Annotated in this window: 15 protein-coding genes and 5 pseudogenes; 10 read left to right on the top strand and 10 right to left on the bottom strand. The window is 28.1% G+C overall.

Going from position 1 to position 19485, the window contains the following annotated elements; all coding sequences use genetic code 11:
* Positions 1 to 93: 93 nt before the first annotated feature.
* Complete coding sequence (gene thyX, locus BSV1_RS06435; RefSeq protein WP_012672299.1) at positions 94 to 891, bottom strand: FAD-dependent thymidylate synthase; 798 nt, start codon at positions 889 to 891, stop codon at positions 94 to 96.
* 239 nt (positions 892 to 1130) lie between these two features.
* Positions 1131 to 1904 carry a porin Osm28 gene (gene osm28, locus BSV1_RS06430; RefSeq protein WP_012672322.1) on the bottom strand — a complete coding sequence of 258 codons (774 nt, stop codon included), beginning with the start codon at positions 1902 to 1904 and terminating at the stop codon, positions 1131 to 1133.
* 532 nt (positions 1905 to 2436) lie between these two features.
* Here osm28 and BSV1_RS06425 point away from each other — a divergent pair.
* The 9 genes and pseudogenes from BSV1_RS06425 to BSV1_RS06380 all read left to right on the top strand — a co-directional run bounded on the left by BSV1_RS06425 (position 2437) and on the right by BSV1_RS06380 (position 11874).
* A complete protein-coding gene (locus BSV1_RS06425; protein WP_012672352.1) occupies positions 2437 to 3327 on the top strand; it encodes a complement regulator-acquiring protein in 891 nt (296 codons plus the stop codon).
* Between the two features lie 209 nt (positions 3328 to 3536).
* Positions 3537 to 4361 (top strand): complement regulator-acquiring protein, encoded by an 825-nt coding sequence (locus tag BSV1_RS06830; protein ID WP_012672385.1) that lies wholly within the window; start codon positions 3537 to 3539, stop codon positions 4359 to 4361.
* 209 nt (positions 4362 to 4570) lie between these two features.
* Positions 4571 to 4932: pseudogene (locus BSV1_RS07655) on the top strand (complement regulator-acquiring protein).
* Between the two features lie 315 nt (positions 4933 to 5247).
* Positions 5248 to 6153, top strand: coding sequence for a complement regulator-acquiring protein (locus BSV1_RS07035; RefSeq protein WP_012672358.1), 906 nt, complete (start codon positions 5248 to 5250; stop codon positions 6151 to 6153).
* 232 nt (positions 6154 to 6385) lie between these two features.
* Entirely contained in the window at positions 6386 to 7234 is an 849-nt protein-coding gene (locus BSV1_RS06405) for a complement regulator-acquiring protein (protein ID WP_012672345.1), read from the top strand.
* Positions 7235 to 7443: 209 nt separating this feature from the next.
* The gene (locus tag BSV1_RS06400; protein WP_012672320.1) at positions 7444 to 8235 is read left to right on the top strand and encodes a complement regulator-acquiring protein; all 792 of its coding nucleotides are present in this window, start codon (positions 7444 to 7446) and stop codon (positions 8233 to 8235) included.
* 237 nt (positions 8236 to 8472) lie between these two features.
* Positions 8473 to 9228, top strand: a complete 756-nt coding sequence (locus tag BSV1_RS06395) for a complement regulator-acquiring protein (protein WP_012672367.1) — start codon at positions 8473 to 8475, stop codon at positions 9226 to 9228.
* 522 nt (positions 9229 to 9750) lie between these two features.
* Positions 9751 to 10953, top strand: a complete 1203-nt coding sequence (locus BSV1_RS06385; protein ID WP_012672328.1) for a complement regulator-acquiring protein — start codon at positions 9751 to 9753, stop codon at positions 10951 to 10953.
* A 168-nt stretch (positions 10954 to 11121) separates the two neighbouring features.
* Positions 11122 to 11874 carry a complement regulator-acquiring protein gene (locus BSV1_RS06380; RefSeq protein WP_012672309.1) on the top strand — a complete coding sequence of 251 codons (753 nt, stop codon included), beginning with the start codon at positions 11122 to 11124 and terminating at the stop codon, positions 11872 to 11874.
* 44 nt (positions 11875 to 11918) lie between these two features.
* Here BSV1_RS06380 and BSV1_RS07650 read toward each other — a convergent pair.
* The 7 genes and pseudogenes from BSV1_RS07650 to BSV1_RS06345 all read right to left on the bottom strand — a co-directional run.
* Positions 11919 to 12113, bottom strand: a pseudogene (locus tag BSV1_RS07650) (DUF228 domain-containing protein); the annotation flags it as partial.
* A 132-nt stretch (positions 12114 to 12245) separates the two neighbouring features.
* Complete coding sequence (locus BSV1_RS06370; protein ID WP_039949829.1) at positions 12246 to 12809, bottom strand: DUF228 domain-containing protein; 564 nt, start codon at positions 12807 to 12809, stop codon at positions 12246 to 12248.
* 27 nt (positions 12810 to 12836) lie between these two features.
* Positions 12837 to 13457, bottom strand: a pseudogene (locus BSV1_RS06365) (DUF1357 family protein); the annotation flags it as partial.
* Positions 13458 to 13529: 72 nt separating this feature from the next.
* On the bottom strand, positions 13530 to 14756 hold the full coding sequence (locus BSV1_RS06360) for an anti-CBASS protein Acb1 family protein (protein ID WP_012672308.1): 1227 nt from the start codon (positions 14754 to 14756) through the stop codon (positions 13530 to 13532).
* 67 nt (positions 14757 to 14823) lie between these two features.
* On the bottom strand, positions 14824 to 16176 hold the full coding sequence (locus tag BSV1_RS06355) for a PBSX family phage terminase large subunit (protein ID WP_012672374.1): 1353 nt from the start codon (positions 16174 to 16176) through the stop codon (positions 14824 to 14826).
* A pseudogene (locus BSV1_RS06350) lies at positions 16173 to 16724 on the bottom strand (DUF603 domain-containing protein); the annotation flags it as partial. The gene BSV1_RS06355 and the pseudogene BSV1_RS06350, both read right to left, overlap by 4 nt.
* Positions 16725 to 17015: 291 nt before the next feature.
* Complete coding sequence (locus BSV1_RS06345; protein ID WP_012672351.1) at positions 17016 to 17804, bottom strand: hypothetical protein; 789 nt, start codon at positions 17802 to 17804, stop codon at positions 17016 to 17018.
* A 436-nt stretch (positions 17805 to 18240) separates the two neighbouring features.
* Between BSV1_RS06345 and BSV1_RS06340 the strand changes: the two genes are divergently transcribed.
* On the top strand, positions 18241 to 19017 hold the full coding sequence (locus tag BSV1_RS06340) for a site-specific integrase (protein WP_012672311.1): 777 nt from the start codon (positions 18241 to 18243) through the stop codon (positions 19015 to 19017).
* 5 nt (positions 19018 to 19022) lie between these two features.
* Here the strand turns inward: BSV1_RS06340 and BSV1_RS06335 are convergent.
* Positions 19023 to 19449: pseudogene (locus tag BSV1_RS06335) on the bottom strand (DUF261 domain-containing protein).
* Positions 19450 to 19485 lie beyond the last annotated feature (36 nt).

Here is a 19485-nt window from a genome sequence, read left to right as displayed (position 1 = left end):
GAGTTTATTAGTATACTAATAAACTCTTATTAAAGGCATTTTATAGCATTTAATTTACAATTTAATAACTAAATGTTAATACACACTTAAAAATCAATCAATTCCTAGTTTATCTTTCAATAAGTCCAATTTTTCAGCATCCATACTAAGCTTATTTAAATCCAAAGCATTAATAATTGCAATTATCTCTTCGCGAGAAAATCTCTTTCCTCTTAAAAAATGATTTTCAAAACTGTTAAAAGCGATGGGCACAATTTCTCTTACTATGCTTATCAATGCTTTAGCATATTCACACATTTCTTTTGGCGAATTTTCTTTAATTTCTTTTGGACTGTCTAGGGCTAATCGCAATTTAATAAAATGAAAAAGATTATTTAAATCAATTTGCCAATACCATTCGGTATATAAACTTAAAGGCAAAACTATTCTTGAGAGTTCTTTTGGAATATTAGAATTGATCATATCTTGATAAAGCTCATAAGAATGTTTTTGATGCTGCTTTATTTTGTCCGACAATTTTTCCAAAGACTTAAACTCTTTTTCAGAGCTATTACTAGAAGTTTGACACTTTAAATCTTCTTCTAAGGGGACATAAAATTCCTCTCTTGCCAAGCTATAGCATCCAGAAACTTCATTAATCCTTGCGGTTCTATGCCTCATCCATTGCCTTGCAACAAATATTGGAGCTTTAACATGAAATGTAAAAACCACCTGCTCCAATGGGCTTGTGTGCCCATTTCTTATTAAATAGTCAATAAGTTCCTCATCTTTTCTTTTAACACTCTCTTCTCGATAAGAAATCCTTGCAGCCTTAACTATTCTCTTATCATCTCCCATGAAATCAATAAGTTTTAAAAACCCATTATCCAAAATTTTATATTCTTTATTCAAAAATTGATTCTCCTTCCTTAAGGCAAATTTTATTAGTTAAGAATATAAATATGCAAGTAAATATTAAAAATGTAAATATTCAGAACGAAAATATTCAGAACGAAAATATTATATCATAAGAACAGCCTTAATAGGGAGATCAATATTGACCTTATTAAATAAAAAAGGCAGAAACTAATATAATTAGCTTCAAACCTTTTTGCTTTAACCTCTAATTATTTATAAATTTATATATCTAACTATTTCATGTATAAAGAAATAGCCATTACTTTTGTAAGATCTCTTGCACCTTGAGCTACCTTAACAACATTAGAAATAGCCTTTGCAACATCTTTTTTTGCTAATACTTGATCCTTATTTGACGGATTCAAACCATTAACCATATTGAGAACTTTTTGAGCCTCTTGAACTGTTTCATCCAAAGCCCTTTCAGAAGCCATTAAAGTTTCTTTAACTTGCTCCACTTTAGCAAATTCTTCTTTTGTCAATTCCAATTCCTTATTATTCGGAGATTTATTTGACATTATTTGCTTCTCTATTAAAAATGTTGCTTCACCAGCAACAGAAACAGCTTTTTGGGTTTCTTGAACAGCCTTTTTAGACATTTCAACAACCTTGTTTGCATCCTCAGCAACCATTCCTGAACACTTTGCCACAATAGTTGCTTCTTTTGATGCAACAACAGCCCCTTTAGCAACATCTGACATCAAAGACATTGAACCTACAAACTTTTTAACCACTCCCGCATCATTTGATTCTACCAATTCAAGAGATGATTCTCTAACTCCTTCTAATTTACTAGAAACATCTTCGGTTACCTTGTTAATAGCGGCTAGAGCTTGATTAACTTGATCTTTTTGATCTAATTTTTTATTATCTTTTTGACCTGAGTGTTCTAAAACATTGGATTGAGGCTTGAGAATATTTGCATTGTTAGAATCTGCAAACACATTTAAACTTACAAATCCAAACAATAATCCATTAATTATTAAATTACTAAATATTTTAGTCATTGTTAATTCTCCTTATTTAAACATTTATTTTTATTATTTTAAAACATAACTAAATTAGAATCAATACATATTTGAATAAAAACATATAATTAACTTTTTTAATTAAGAATGACCTTAAAAATAAAGGGTTTTTAATAAAGATTAAACACTTAGATTTTACATTAAAATGGGGAGAACGGTGTTATTTCATAATAGTTAGATTTATTATTATAAAATAACACATGAAAAATATAACTCAATCACAAACAAAAACAAGGCTAATAACAAAAAATTTTAAAATTAATGTACTTTAGCAAACATTGACATTAAGATCAATACTAATTACATTGCTAATAAATTCAAAAAAAACCAAACGAAATATTTTAAGCTTTTTTTAAAAAAAATATTTTAAACAATTAATTTATTAAATTGTATTTTAAATGTATAAAAAAACATTGAAAATTAAACAAATTGAAATATATTTATATTAGAAATCAAAAATATTGAGCTTGCCAAATAAAACTAATGATTAATTTTTTTTAAGGATTGCGTTTTGCAAAGAAACAAAATTTGGAAAACATTGAAACTGTTTCAAATAACTTTACTGGTCTCATGCTCTTTTTATTCTAAATCAAACAACACAGAAGCGACAAGTGAATTACAATCAAGCTCCATTGAACTTGGAAAAATTAAAGTTTTACAAAAAACAGAAAAGATTGTAAACACCCAAAATCTTCAAAACTTACAACAAAGCCAGTTCTTTAAAAATGAAAAAGAAAAAATAATTAAAAAAATTGCACAAGAATTTGATGAGAATGAAAAATTGATTAATAAAATAGGCCCAAATATCGAAATGTTTGCTCAAACAATAAACACAGATATTCAAAAAATCGAACCTGCTGATCAATTTGGAATAAATAAAACCTCATTCACAGAAAAAAAAGACAGTAATATTGACTTTATGTTACAAGACAAGCGACTTAGAAGATTATTTTACTCATCTTTAAATTATGATGAAAATAAAATCAAAAAATTAGCCACAATACTCGCACAAACATCAAGCTCAAACAACTACCATTACATACTTATTGGTTCAATTTTTTGGACAGGATTTAAAATCCAAGAAGCATTTGAAGGCACTGTTAATATTTTAACTAAAGACGAGCAAAAGCGCCTAATTTTTAATTTTAGAACAAAAACAGTAAAAGAGATTCAAGAAAATTTTGAAAAACTAATACAAGAGAGAAATTCATGGATAAAAATCGTCGATAACATTATTGACGAATATGACAAAAATACGGGAGGATGCAAAGCTGATGGAAAAATTCTCGGAGAAGTAATAAGGGTTGGATACGAACATAAACTCGACTCAAATAAAAGTATGCAAATTTTAAACAATATTGAAACACCGCTAAAAACCTGTTGTGACCACATACACTACTAATTGGTGGTGTATGTGCGGTTTGGTGTACGAATCAAAGGAGGTTAACATTAAAAAAAGCTTAAAATATTAAAAACATAAAATAGAGATTGATTTTTTAATATTAAATAATAATATTGTTATTCGACAAATCTTGCAATGCAGTTATATTATTTTGTATTAAAATCAATCACCATTAATTTTGACTTATAAATATGCATAAGGAGAGTATTTTGACAAAAGCTAAACTAAATATAATCAAGCTTAATACTATTGCAATGATATTAACTTTAATTTGCACTTCATGTGCTGTTAATCCAATTGATCCAAAAGTAAAAAGCCGCACTGATATAAAAGAAAGCAACCAAAAATCTGGAAATCCAGAGTCTTTAAATCAAAAATATCAAGAAGAAACTAAGGTCTCAAAATTAGAAGCACTTACCAAGAAGCTAAAAGATCAGAAAAATGAAGAAATTGCAAAAATAGCTAAAATTACAGAATCTGATTTCATAGATACTCTTGCCAATGAAATCAAACCCATTTATTTTGATACAGCAACTGAAGAAACTAAAACAAATGCAAAAATGCAAATAAAAAGAATAATTTATTCATCTTTAAATTACGATGAAGACAAAATGAATAAATTAAAAGAAATTCTTGAAACGCTTAAAGGTAGCCCCGATTACGAAAATATAATCAGAGGACTACTTTATCACAAAGCACTGGGCATTCAAGAACAACTAGACAGCCATTTAGAATTAATACAAAAAAAAGAGAAATCAAACGATCTACTAATACACGCAGAATTTGACCTAATGCTAAAAGAAAAGTTCAAAGAAACTTTAGAAAAAACTGTTAAAGAAGCTTCCCAAATAATTAAAGAAATTGAAGAATATTACTCTGTAGAAAAAAATAGAGAGGGTCTTGATACAGAAATACTTAAAAAAAATAAAGATGCTTATAAAAAAGATTACATAGCATACTACATAAATGAAAATTGCCAAATATTTGATTATTCTACTTACAGTGCGGAATTTAAACAAAACCAATTAAAGTAATAATATAAGCAACAAACAAATGTTGCACTTGATATTTTTTTAAAAAAAAGAGAAGTTAATTCTTCTCTTTTTTTAGACTCATAATATAAATCTAAACTGAAAACAACAACATCTTTTATCAAATAAGATTTGTTATTTGGAAATACTGCAATACAGTTATACATATTATTTTATGTTGAAATTAATGCATGTTAATTTTAAATTAATATTTGTTAATTTCAATTTATAAGGAAATTATTTCGGCATATAAATTGAAAAAGTACAAATTAGCTACAACTAAGCTTAACGTAATTACAGCAATATTAACTTTAATTTGCATCTCATGTGCTATTAATACATTTAACACTAAAGTAAAGGACCACAACAACACAAAGAAAACACGGGAAGTTTCGAAAACGTGCTTAGGATCTTCAATTATTCAAACCAAAAATCTCAAGAAGAAACTACAGTCTCAAAATTAGAATCAATTGCTAAAATACTGGAAGCTCAAAAAGAGAAAGAAAATACAGAAATTGAAAAAATAAATAAATTGAAAGAAATTCTTGAAAAACTACAGCTAGCAAGCATTTAAAATCAATACAAGATGAATTGCACACTAGGCGAAAAAGATTTAGAAGAGGAGCTAATTTCTCTCCTTTTTTTCAAGCTAGCAATATAAATCCGAACCAAAAATAACGCTCTTTTAAAGTTTAAATTTAAACTTTAAAGGATTTTTTAATATCAAAAAAAAGAAATAAAGAAAAACGGCCTAAAAACAACAATAGAAATTTAATCTTTTAATTCTTATTTAAGAATGTTGTTATTTGACAATTGTTGCAATATAGTTATATTATTATTTTGTATTAGAATTAATAAATATTGATTTTTAATTTGTAAGGAGAGTATTTTGACAAAATTTAAACTAGGCATAATTAGGCTTAGCGCCATTGCGGCAATATTGGCTTTAATTTTCATTTCATGCGCTAATAACCCAATTGATCCAAAGGTAAACAGCTACGCCAATGTAAAAGAAGACACAGAAAATTTAAAAAATGAAACTGGGAACTTTGCTTCTGAAAATCAAGAAGAGCGAAAAGATGCAATCACAAAATTAAAAAAATTTGGCAAGGAACTGGAAGATCAAAAAGAAAAAGAAGATGCTAAAATGCCTAAAGATACTAAGGATAATTTAGCAGATGATCTTGGAATATACCCTATGTATTATGGAAAAGATCAAGAAGCTAAAGAAAAACTTGATAAAGCTCCAGGAACTAAATTTACCGTAGTAGATGCAGAAACTCAAAAAACTGAAAAACTGAAAATAGAAAGAATAATTCAAGCTTCTTTAAATTACGAAGAGGTAAAAATAAAGAAATTAAAAGAAATTCTTAAAAAAGCTAAGGGAAAAGCTAAGGAAAAAGTTGAGGGAAAAGATGATGGCGAATACATGATTAGAAATCTACTCTATGGCAAAGCTCTAGATATTCAAACACAAATAGACAGCCATTTAGAATCAACAAAAGACGATAAATTAAAAACTCTAAGCCTAGAAAACTTAAAAGAACTACTAATACACGTAGAATTTGACTTAATGCTAAAAGAAAAGTTCAAAAAAGCTTTGAAAAAAACTGTTGAAGAAGTTCCCCAAGAAATTCAAAAAATTGAAGAAATTAAAGAAGATGATAAAAAAGAATACATAATAAGCCAATACATAATAAGCCACATAGCTGAAAATTACCCAATAATATTTGATTATTCTACTCACAATGCTAAATCTAAACAAAAAAAATTCGATGAATTAAAAGCAATATAATCTAAAGAAAAAATAATATATTGCACTTAATGTTTTAAAAAAGAGAAGTTAATTCTTCTCTTTTTTTTGCTTACAACCTAAATCCAAATAAATCCAAACTAAAACACAATAATAAATTTAATCTTTAATTAAGAAATAATAAAATTGATATTTCAATATATTGAAATATAGTCATGCTATTGTTTTGCATTAAAATTAATAAATATTAGTTTTAATTTATAAGGAGAGTATTTTGATAACAACTAACCTAAACACAACCAAGCTTAGCATCATCGTAGCAACACTGACCTTAATTTGCATCTCATGTGCCGTTGGTCCAATGGCTCCAGAAGTAAACAGCTACACCAATGCAAAAGAAGACACCGAAAATTTAAAAAATGCATCTGGGGACATTAATTCTTTAAGTCAAAAATCTCTAAAAGAAGTTACAATCGCAAAATTAAAAGAACTTGGCAATAAACTAACAGCTCAAAAAAAAGAAGAAGATGCTAACATGCCTAAAGATACTAAGAATTTAGCAGATGAACTTGGAATATACCCTATGTATTATGGAAAAGATCAAGAAGCTAAAGAAAAACTTGAAAAAGATGAAAAAACTAAATTTACCGTAGTAGGTGAACAAACTCAAAAAACTGAAAAACTGAAAATAGAAAGAATAATTCAAGCTTCTTTAAATTACGAAGAGGGAAAAATAAAGAAATTAAAAGAAATTCTTGAAAAAGTTAAGGGAAAAGATGAGGGCGAATACATGATTATAGATCTACTCTATGGCAAAGCTCTAGATATTCAAACACAAATAGACAAACATTTAGAATCAATAAAAGAAGATAATTTAAAAACTCTAAGCGAAGAAAATTTAAAAGAACTACTAATACACGTAGAATTTGACTTAATGCTAAAAGAAAAGTTTAAAAAAACTTTGAAAAAAACGGTTGAAGAAGTTCCCCAAGAAATTCAAGAAATTGAAGAAGAGAGCATAATAAGCTACATAGCTGAAAATTACCCAACAATATTTGATTATTCTACTTACAATGCTAAATCTAAACAAGAAAAATTAAATGAATTAAAAAAAATAATCTAAATAAAAAATAATATATTAAACTTTATATTTTAAAAAAGAGAAGCTTTAACTTCTCTTTTTTTGGGCTTACAGCCCAGAACCAAATAAATCTAAATAAGTTCAATCCAATTATATTAATATTATTATTTGACAATATTATTAATATAATTATAATATTATTTTATATTAAAAATTAATTAATACTGGTTTTAATTTATAAGGAGAGTATTTTGAAAAAAGCCAAACTAAATATAATCAAGATTAATATTATTACAATGATATTAACTTTAATTTGCATCTCATGTGCACCTTTTAACAAAATCAATCCCAAGGCAAATGGAAACACCAAGCTTAAAAAAAACACCAGGCTGAAAAAACCCGCCAATCCGGGGGAAAACACCCAAAATTTTGAAGATAAATCTGGAGACCTTGGCGCTTCTGATAAAAAATTTATGGGAACTACCGCTTCAGAGCTAAAAGCAATTGGCAAGGAGCTGGAAGATCGAAAAAATCAACACGATATACAAATAGCCAAAATTACTAATGAAGAATCTAGCCTATTAGATACTTATATTCGGGCTTATGAACTAGCTAACGAAAATGAAAAAATGCTTTTAAAAAGATTGCTTCTTTCATCTTTAGATTATAAAAAAGAAAACATAGAGACATTAAAAGAAATTCTTGAAAAACTCATAAATAATCACGAAAACGACCCCAAAATTGCTGCAAATTTCCTTTATCGCATAGCACTAGATATTCAATTAAAACTGGAAAAGCACTTAAAATCAATAAATGAAAAACTGGACACTCTAAGCAAAGAAAATTCAAAAGAAGATTTAGAGACATTGCTAGAACAAGTAAAATCTGACTTACAGCTACAAGAAAAGTTTAAAAAAACCCTAAACAAAACTCTTGAAGATTACCGTAAAAATACTAACAACATTCAAGAAAATAAAGTACTAGTAGAACACTTTAATAAATATTACAAAGACTCTGATTCTTTACAATCTGCCTTTTATTAATTTTAATAAAAAAATTAATATATTGAACTTTATATTTTAAAAAAGAGAAGTTTTAACTTCTCTTTTTTTTAGGCTCACAACCCAAATCCAAATAAATCCAATCTAAAAATAACAATAAAATTTAATCTTTAAATATTAAATAATAATATTGTTATTTGACAATTATTGTAATATAGTTATATTATTATTTTATATTAGAATTAATTAATATTAGTTTTAATTTATAAGGAGAGTATTTTGACAAAAGCTAAACTAAATATAATCAAGCTTAATACTATTGCAATGATATTAACTTTAATTTGTATCTCATGTACACCTTTTAGCAAAATCGATCCTAAAGCAAATGCAAACACTAAACCAAAAAAAATCACCAATCCGGGGGAAAACACCCAAAATTTTGAAGATAAATCTGGAGACCTTAGCGCTTCTGATGAAAAAATTATGGAAACTACCGCTTCAGAGTTAAAAACAATTGGTAAGGAACTGGAAGATCAAAAAAAAGAAGAAAATATACAAATAGCTAAAATTGCTAAGGAAAAATTTGATTTCCTAAGCACTTTTAAAGTTGGTCCTTATGATCTTATTGATGAAGATATCCAAATGAAAATAAAAAGAACGCTTTACTCATCTTTGGATTATAAAAAAGAAAATATAGAAAAATTAAAAGAAATTCTTGAAATACTTAAAAAAAATTCCGAACATCACAATATAATTGGAAGATTGATTTATCACATATCATGGGGCATTCAATTCCAAATAGAGCAAGATTTAAAATTAATACAAAATGGAGTAGAAAATCTAAGTCAAGAAGAATCTAAATCATTGCTAATGCGAATAAAATCCAACTTAGAGATAAAACAAAGACTTAAAAAAACCTTAAACGAAACTCTTAAAGTTTACAATCAAAATACTCAAGACAATGAGAAAATACTGGCAGAACACTTTAATCAATATTACAAAGATTTTGATACTTTAAAACCTGCCTTTTACTAATAAAAAGAAAAATAATATGTTGCACTTGATATTTTAAAAAGAGAAGTTAATTCTTCTCTTTTTTTTTAGACTCATAATCTAAATCCAAATAAATCCAAACTAAAACACACCAATGTCTTTCAATTTTTATAATAGTTTAAATTTAAACTTTAAATAATTTGATATACATTTATAATATGTAATAAAAATTATTTTGTACCCAGAACTACATTTTTACAAAAGGAGAATATATTTTGAAAAAATACAAATTGGCGTTTACTAAACTGGGAAAAACGTTACTTTTGTGTTCATTTGTGTGTTCGTGCTTTGATTGGCTCAAAACAAGAACTTGTCGCAAAAATAGAGAAATAATAGGGCCAGTAGTAGAATAAATAAAAAAGAGCAAAGACTTTGCTCTTTTTTATTTATATTTATTGATTATTCCTTAATTTGAACTAAGTTTTTAATAATTAATAATTAATTTTAAATTTTAATTAATTTTGATTATTAAAATTCATTAAAAAGAAATCGAGGAATAGTATTTTGAAAATTAAACCATTAATACAATTAAAGCTCCTGGGATTGTTTTTATTTTCTTGCACGATTGATGCCAATCTAAATGAAGATTATAAAAACAAAGTAAAAGGAATGCTTAATAAGACAGCAGATGATCAAGAAACAACAAGTGCTGATGCAAACTCAAATGCTGCAAAAAATATACCAATTGCTGACAAAGTAGCAGCAGAGCTAAAAAAACAATCGCAAGCGGCAAAAACAGTAGCAGCAGCACCAAATAAAGGATCGCAAAATCAACAAGCAGCACCAAGCCCACAATTGCAAAACTTAAATTTTAGCGCAGATCTGTCAAATCTGCCAAAAACAACAGCAGCAAGAGCTGCAACACTGACAAAACAAAAAACACCTATTCAAGCCGTTACAACCGTACCCGGAAATACAAGAACTTTTAACAGCAGAAATAGCGGGCTGCCAACATTTGCCCTAAGTTCCAGCTTTAGTCAACCAACAAGACAGCAAACAAATTCAAGCTTTGCTGTGCAAACAACAACATCTTCTGGCAGTAAATTACAAACATTAAAAAACGAACTTATTAGAACAATTGCTGAAGAAAAAAATACTACACAAAACAACTTTGGATTTAGAGAAACTCACGATCAATTCAAAATGAAAGATTATGTATTTGATCTAATAGATGTTATTTCAAGTGGTAAAGTTTATGACAGAAGTTACGCGCCAAAGCTTAGCTCCGACACACCAGAAGCAGAAAATGAAAGAAAGAGATTCTATGCACTTATGGATTTTGATCCAAGCAAAATCGCACGATTTGGATCAATAATGGACCTTCTTTACGATGAGGAGCAAAATCACAGCTTAATAAGAGAATTAATGATATCAGGGCTTGGAACACAAATTTCTTTTGAACTTGCACTAGACGAAATAAATAAAAAAATTGAAATCTTTAACCAGGATTACTTAAACGCTAAAATTAACAGTTTTGATTTCACCATGAAGCTAAAAGAGCTTCAATCAAAACTAGATCAAATAGTAGATGAAAAAGACGAATGGGCAAGACACGCTTTTGAGCTTATTAATTATGCAGATCCTAATTATTACTCAGGCGACTCTAAATCTTTAGCAGAGTACATTCAAAACAACTATCTAGACAAAATGCAAAATGCTCGCCAGTCTATTCTTGAAACATACATTAGTATCACAGAGCTCAAATAGTTTATTTAAAAAACCAAAATAAACTATTTTACAACTATTTAATCAAAAGAAGGGACTAGATCTCTTCTTTTTTTATTGTTCTATTTCAAATTTGAACTAAATTTAAATCATTAAGTATTAATTTTAAATAATTAAAATTACTTAAAATTTTTATTAAAGGACCAAATTTTGAATAAAATAAAATTATCAATATTAATAACATTGGGGATAACGACATTTTTCTCTTGCGATCTAAACAACAAAGACAACAAAGACAAAGTAGCAAGTTTTACGGAAACAAAATACAATGAATTAAATCCTCAAAAAGGCACAAAAACACAAGATCAAAGATCAACAAAAAACTTAAAAGTTTCAAACAAAGGCGAAGCGAATCTAATTGACAAGCTTTTTGAAATTTTAGCAAGAGAAATGACAATAATAAAAAAAGAAAAACTTCAAACAGAAATATCTAGCCAATTTGGACTAAAAAATAGCATGTTTGAACTGCTTAATGTTTACAAAATTGACTCCACAAATGGCACAAGGCTTCAAGAAAAAATGAACTCAAGCCTCGCAGAATCTCAAAAAATGAGAAGACAATTTTATTCATCACTAAGCTACAACACCACTGATATTTTCAATTTAGCAGAGATTGTAAACAAGCTTTACCAAGACCCAAAAGCCCACGATACAATAAAAAAAATATCAGGTGGTATACGAATCCAACAAGGATTTGAAGTTGCACTTGAAGATTTAGCAATCAACATGGACAAGCTAAAAGCAAATGATTTTAACAAAAATACTTTGGAAGAAATTTATAATTTAATTGTTGATTTAACCTTAATAAAAAAAGAATGGCTTAGCACAATAGAAACACTAATTAAAAGCTCAAATGCTACCTTGGAGCTACAATACAATATATTAGCCACAGCTTTTGCATAATAATTTTCATCAAATAATTCCATATTAAATCCTCCCAAATATCATTAATTTTTACTTACAGCTTTATTCCCAAATACTGCTACTTTTATTAAATAAACATCGTTACTAATTTGTTTTGCATCAGACAACGCTATCGCATTAATAGTTGCCTTATTTGGTGGTGCTCCAGTCACCTTTTCAAGAGCACCGTCTTTATTAAAAACAAGTTTGTCTTTTACTTTAAGCGTAGAATCTTTTGCTTGTACTTCTTCAGCCTGTCTTGTTTGACGTTTAGATCTAGGAGCAACTGGAATTTCTGATTCTAACCCTAATTGTGGATTATCATCAACATTAGGAGCTTTAGCTTGCCCTTTGCCTTTTAAAGCCATAATTTAATTACCTTTTAAAGCTCTATTCCCAAAAACACTAGCAAGCACTATAGATAACTCTTCGGTTAATTTATATACTTTTGAAAATGCTATAGTATTAACAGATTTATCATTTCCCCCATTCTTTTCAAGCTCTCCTTGTGCATTAAAATGCAGCTTATCACCTGGGTTTACGCCATTTCCATTTTTCTTAAATGTTAAATACCCCGTGAAGTTATTTGTAATTGGAACTACAGTTGCCATGCCAGTAAACTCATCTATATCAGTGCATATTCCGTACAAGTCATCCCCACCACCAGCCTCAACTTCTAGTTCTGTTGTACCATCTGCACTAAAACTAAGCTTGACTCCACGCTTGTATGGATACCCTTTAACAGGATAATTTTCTATTTTGTCTTTACTACTAGTAAAAACTCCATCCAAATTGGAGTAAATTAGGTTTTTATCTCTAAAATCTACAGAATTGCTAAGAAAACCAGCATCTTGCTGAGGATTTTTCATTAATGCACGTATTTCGGCAACTTTTTTATCAAACTCTTCTTTTATTTTTGTAATACCATCGCTCATTAAAAACTCCTTTAAGCAATACTTGTTCTTTTTATGTCTTTTTAGATTTTCATAAAATTGAATTCGTCTTTGCTTGTAAGTATTGCTTATCGCTTGTACAAACTCCGTGAAATTAATGGGCACAAAATTAGAATCAAGCAAACTTACTCTTTCTTCTGATTTAGCAACAATATTGCCTTTGATAGAATCAATAGAAGAAGAATTACTATTCGAATTTTTTCTTAATTTAATATTCACTTTTGCTAAAGAAACCAGTTGCTCTAAAATCTCCCCATCTATATGACTTATGTCTGATACTTTAGCAATGGCCTTTATTTGCTCAATTGGAACAAACTTGCGAACAAGTTCTCTACGTTGTGCCTGTATAATATCTTTTAGGGTGTATCCTTTTGCAAGTAACACCTCTTTATTAAAATGACTACTAAGATGTGCTTTTGTAAGTGTATCAATTTCATTTATACGCTCAGCCTCCAGCAATAATTGCTTTTCAACACGCTCTCGCTCTTCAACTTCTGCAAGTTCTTTTGTGATTCGCTCATTTATACTTAAATCTCGACTTGTCTCTTTGGATTTACTATTTGCTTGTTCTTTAAAGTGCATGTACTCTTCAAATTCCTGTGCACTGATAACTTTAGTATCAGCCTTAATTTACTGTTCCTCTTTATCTTGTGCTTGCAAGTCTTCTTTTTCTTCTTTCTCAGTCACTTTTTAACTCCTTTCTCAAAATGAGAATAATTTCTCTTTTAAAATCGCTAGCTCCTCATTATTAAAGGAACCACTTTGTATAAGCTGGTTATATTTACTGTAAAGCTCAATTAGCTTTATATCTCTTTCCACTTTTTGCTCTTCACTTAATATAATCAGCGAATTAAACTTTATATCAAGCCCGAAATACTTTGTAAGTTTCAAGTTACAAGAGTTCTCAACTTGTTCTTGTACACCTTTTAAAAAATCGTAATAATTACTCCTATCCCCTTTACCATCATTTCCTAGCCCTTTAGCCTGCTCATTAAAACTTCTGGTTAAGGGCTCTTTAGTATCTGCACCAATTTTTGCCTTAATTAATGCTAAAGCCTCCTTTAAGTAACTAAGGTCGTATTTAATAACCTCTAAACTAGCACTAGGGATGGCCGTATAAAACATTCCCTCATTATTTAGATTACTTTTTAGCCTAACAAGCTCATGTGATAATGAGTCATTAAGGTTTCTTAAATTAGAAATATCTTTACTATGATTGTTTGAATTTTGTTTTCTCAAAAAAGAAGATAAAATGCCACTTCCCCTATCATTATTACTGCTATTAGTAAGTGCGCTCAAAGAAGTTGTTGCACTAAAAAGTGCGTCCTGTAGCTGAACTAAAGACTCATCCTTATAAAACAAAAAATTGTGATTTTCAATACGCTTTTCTATTTCAACGTATATTTTTTCAAATAAGTAAATATCTAACAAAAAACTTTCTGTATAACACGGAACATATCTTTTCAAAATATAATCGAAATTTTCATATATTATAAGTCGACTTTTGTGTATTTTGACAGTATCAAAAGAATTGCCATTATTATTGATTTTTACTTTGTAAATTATATAATCAAAGTCAAACCCCGAATCTCTTACAGATTCATAATCAAGGTATTCGAATCCAATAGGCAACTCTATATTAACAGGTTCTTCAAGATTCACTAGTGTATCTTTAGTTTTTACTAAAACATATCCAATTCCATGAAAACGGTAGCTTATAATACAATTAAGTAAGGCATTCTTAAGCTGAACCTTTAGTCCAGCAAGTTCAAGCTTACTAACATTATGACTGATGCTTTCAAGAATAAGTCCATTTTTGAGACAATCTTCTGCTACATTTTCTATGTAGTTTCTAAAAAATATTGAATATCTATATAACTCTAGTGAGCTTATTTTATCTACTGATTTTACCTTTCTTAAATCACACAATTTTCTCTTCTTTTATTAAAAAATATGTATATATAATAACAAAAACTAAAATTTTTGTCAAAAAAATTTACAAAAATCTTTGATTGCCAAAGTGAACACTTCTATCTCTATATCCTAAAGACAATATCAAATATGCAGCGGATATTGCGTCAAGTGCATCATCATGAATTTTGTTATCCCCCTTATAAGCGTAAATATCATTAAATACAGAAGAACTACTGTATTTTGCAATGTAAAGTTTCTTGTAAGTAAACGGTGTAATTAACGATGTTATTCTACTAAATTTATTGGACTTTGGTTTAATAGGCACAATTCTAAAATTGTGATTCATGTTGTTCCTAAGAGTCATATATTCACGAGTTAACGCACCAGCACCTTTAGTATTATCTCTATCTTCTAAGTAAAGTGTATTTACATTGAAATTCTCTAATACAGCCTTGACCATATTCATAATATAAGGCTCATTCGCTGGTCTTTGGTCTTGAAATACAAAAGCATAATACTTATCATCAACTCTCTCCATAACACATAAAGCAGTATTATCCCCACCAACACTAAATGCTGGGTCTAGATATGCTATAGGGCTGCTAAACACATAATCTTGAGTAATATTAATTTGTGTAAAAATTGAATCGATGCTCGCTATCCATTCTCCTAGCAAAACCCTTGCCTTATATGTTGGTATATCTTTATAAAGTTTCTCTTGAGGTTCTATAAATCCTTTACCAAGAAGTACATTATCATAAGTTGTAAAATTATATGTTTTAAAAGTTGCTGTATTGTCAATATAATCAGTTTTAAAATAATGTTCTGGATTATCAGGATTGGTGTCAAAAATAATAGTTTCTTGACCACACCTAAGTCTTTTTAGCACTTCTTCTAAAGTTTGCTTGTGTAAAGTAGTAGCCTCATTTACAAAAATAAGTGCAGAATTACTACCCCTAAATCTTTCAAAATCACTTGCCTTATCCCCCCCATATAAATTAATACGAAGTGAATCAATCAGTATATATGAATTATTTGTATTCTTTGGAATATAAGAAATATCAAGAAGTTTACATAGCTTTTCAAATTGCCCTAAAACATTAACTTCAACTGAACGCTGGGAATTGCCTATAACAAAATTATTAATATCACTAGAGTATAATTTTTTATTTGTAAGCAAACTTTTGATAAAAAGATAACATGCAAGATACGTTTTACCACTAGCTATACCACCACTAAATATAATTTTATTTTCATTATTCTTTTGAATACTTTTGATAACATTCTTTTGCTTTTCGGTTAAATGTTTTTCTTCAAACTGATCAAAATTAATTGAAGAGTTTGTCACTTTTACAAATTTAGATATATCAACTCCAAACTGATTTTTGTATTGCTTTTGAAGTGTTGTAAAAAGTTTTGTTTGATATAAGTTCACTTGTATCCTTTACTACTTTTGTAGCTACTTTTACTCTCAACTTCATGAGCAGCAACAAGTTTTTTCATACATTCATAATAAAGTTCCATTTCTCTTATTGAACACTCCTTTATTAGATCATTAAGCTCACCTTTTAAAGAGTTAATTTTTTCATTAATACCTTTTTCACTTTTTTTATTTAAAGATTCAATTTCATATCTTAAATCTTCTATTTTAGAAAGTATACTAGCAAGTTCAATGCTAGAATATTGCTTAAATGCACGTATAAATCCCAATTCTAAATTAGAACGCTCTAAATCTAATTCTCCCTTAACTTTTTTAGCTTTAACTTCTGATCTAAAGGTTTGTGCTACAAGGTGTTCAAAAGTATCTTCACTAATTGTTACTCTAGAATCCCCATTATCAGAAGTCTCTCCACTCTCCCATTTTTGTCGCATTCTCCATACATTTACTCTAGAAACGCCTAGTTTAGCTGCTATTTCTCTATCATTTAATGAGCCTTCTCTAAAATATGCAACATAATCATCAAAAGGTCTTTTATTTTTTTCAAAAAAATTCCCCCTAAAGCAATAAAATTAACAAATTGTTACTCTAAATAATACAATAAGTTAACAAATTATTAACAATAACTAGTAACTTACTTATGTCTATTAACTACTATGCTTATAATGTTTGTATTTTGGTTTTCACAACTTTACAGATTTTATCTATAAAGCCATGAATTGGGTTTTACATTTACATTTATATCTTTTCTTTTTACTTAATACGTTAATGCAAATAAAAAAACAAGACTAACAACTAGTCTTGTTTTTCATAATTTATGTTTTCAAAAACCATTTTTATTCTTTTTTTTGCTCTGAACTTTTAGACTCTTCTTCAATCTCTTTAAGTTCTTCTTCAATCTTTTGAAGTGCGCCCTCTATTATTCCACTTGACATATCACTAGTATCAGTATCAGTAGAATAACTTCTATCTAATAAGCCTAATTTGCTAGCCTCACTCCAGGCTTGTTTCCCAGCTCCCCCTTTATTTTTAGCTTGTGCACCATGAGTTACTCCACCTGCAGATTCAACTTGTCTTTGATACCCTTTAAATTTCTTTTGAGTCTCTTCTAAAGCTTTTTTTCTTTTCTCTTTTTTCTCTTTTAATTTTTCTTTTAACTCTTTTAATTCCTTTTCAAGTTTTTCTTTATCTTCTTTTTTATCTTTAAGTTTATCTTTTAATTCTTCTAATTTTTTCTTTAATTCTTCTTCTAACTTTTCTAATTCTTTTTCATAACCAGAATATGTTTCAAGAGTAGTTTTATCATTAGTTCCATCTACTTTTTTCTTTAAATCTTCTAATTCTTTCTTTAATTTTTCTACTTCTTGATCTACATCGTTAACATCTTGAGCTACTTGATGCTGTAGTTGGCCTTGTGGCTCATCAGCTTGCATTAATTCTCCAACTTTTGAAGACACTTCTGATCCTAGGCTTTTAATACCTTCGGTCAATTCTTCTTTTTTTGTATCTAAAAATCCCTTAACTTGTTCTTTTACATTTTGTTTTAAATCTTCACCACTTGCATAATTTTTGCAAGAACTTATAAGTGCAAAAACAGCACAAATAATAAACATTTTTTTATTCATAAGTTACTCCTACTCCATAGATCTTAAGCTTAACGCAACACACTAATAATTACAATTTTTTAAAGATTTAAATAATTAATTTTGTTACATTTCGAATTACATAGTAACAAACTTCAAATGTAATTTTAATCAAACTCATAAAATCTCTCCATTGCAAGTAGCCAACTCATTACAATCAATCATAAAAGACATACAAATTAAATTTTTAAGTCTTTGCTATACATCACACAAAGTATACTATCTTTCTTGTGTGCACCCCTTAGAAATTGCCACTTCTACTCTTTAAAACTACTCTACATTCTAAATTCTGCATACAATGAGAAACACCATAATTTGACTTAAATTTTTAGTTTTTGGTAAAATATAGAATGCAATTCTTATACATTTTTATTACTTTTACTTAATGTAAAGGTAACACTTATGCGGAGCTGATTTTATGGACTCTAATAATTTTTTTAATTTAAACAACGCTGGTTCAGATTTTTTCCTCAAACTATTACAAGATTATCAAAAAATACTAAATGAAAACAAAATTTTAAAAAATTCACTAAAAAATTCAACTAAAAATAAAAAAGAAAATATAAAACCTAGTCCTAAGTTTTATATAACTCCAAAAACTAGCAAACTAATTGTAAAATGTATCAATCATCTAAAAGAAACTGATCCAATATCGGGTTGGTTCGTATATTTACTTTTGATAAGTGGATGCAGGGGCACTGAAATGCAAAAAGTAAAAATGGAAGACATTGCCCAATTATCAAGTAAATCTGGAAAAATTTTTTACACTATAAAAGTAAACGTAGCAAAAAAAAGAAATATAACTTGTATTAGAGAAATTGTCATCAACTCTAAAGAATATGATACTATTCAAACAGCTCACAAAAATCATTTCGAAGATAAAAATCTTGATACTAGGCGTACTTATCTTTTCCAAAAAACTAAACACAAATTGAAAGATAATCAAATTAGCATTATCCATATTTCTAATAAATTTAAAAATCTTCTCAAAAAGTCAGGATTTCGTGCTAATAAATCTCTCCATTTATTTAGAAATTTGTTTATTTCATATTTAAAATCTAATGGTTATAATTCTTTTCAAATTAAAGAACTTATGAAACATCATTCAACTTCCGAAATTGATAATATTTATGGACTCTCTGCTGCTAATAAAATTCACGCTTATAAATACATGAAAAATAACCTTAAACTTTAAAAAAACTATTTCAGTTTAAATATACGCTTTGAAGTTACTTTAAATATTTTCCCACGAGGTTTTAAATCAAGTGAATCATATAATATTTCTTTATTTTTTATTGCTATAAAGTGATACCCATTAACCTTGTCGATTCTAACTTCGCTTATTTCAAATTCATTCGCTGCACCCAAATAATTTAAAAACTCATATCTCACGCTACTTCTAATTCCGTAGTAATTAAGTATTATACATGGATTTATAATAAAGCAATTACTCTTAATGTAGCCAAGTCCTATAAATCTGTAATATGCTGAATTTATTTCATATGCATTAAATTCGCGTTTCTTAAATAGACTTGTATAATAATGTAAACACAAAAAGTAACACCCCCCGTTTTTGTATCTCTGGTCTTAAAGTTCTGTTATCTTGTTTTATTTTATTAATAAGCATTGATTACCTCTCCTATATTAAATTATTTCTTTAATT

The organism is [Borrelia] finlandensis (genome assembly GCF_000181875.2).
Classification (GTDB): Bacteria; Spirochaetota; Spirochaetia; order Borreliales; family Borreliaceae; genus Borreliella; species Borreliella finlandensis.
Note: the sequence above shows the minus strand (reverse complement) of the source record. Positions and strands in the feature narration are given on the sequence as shown.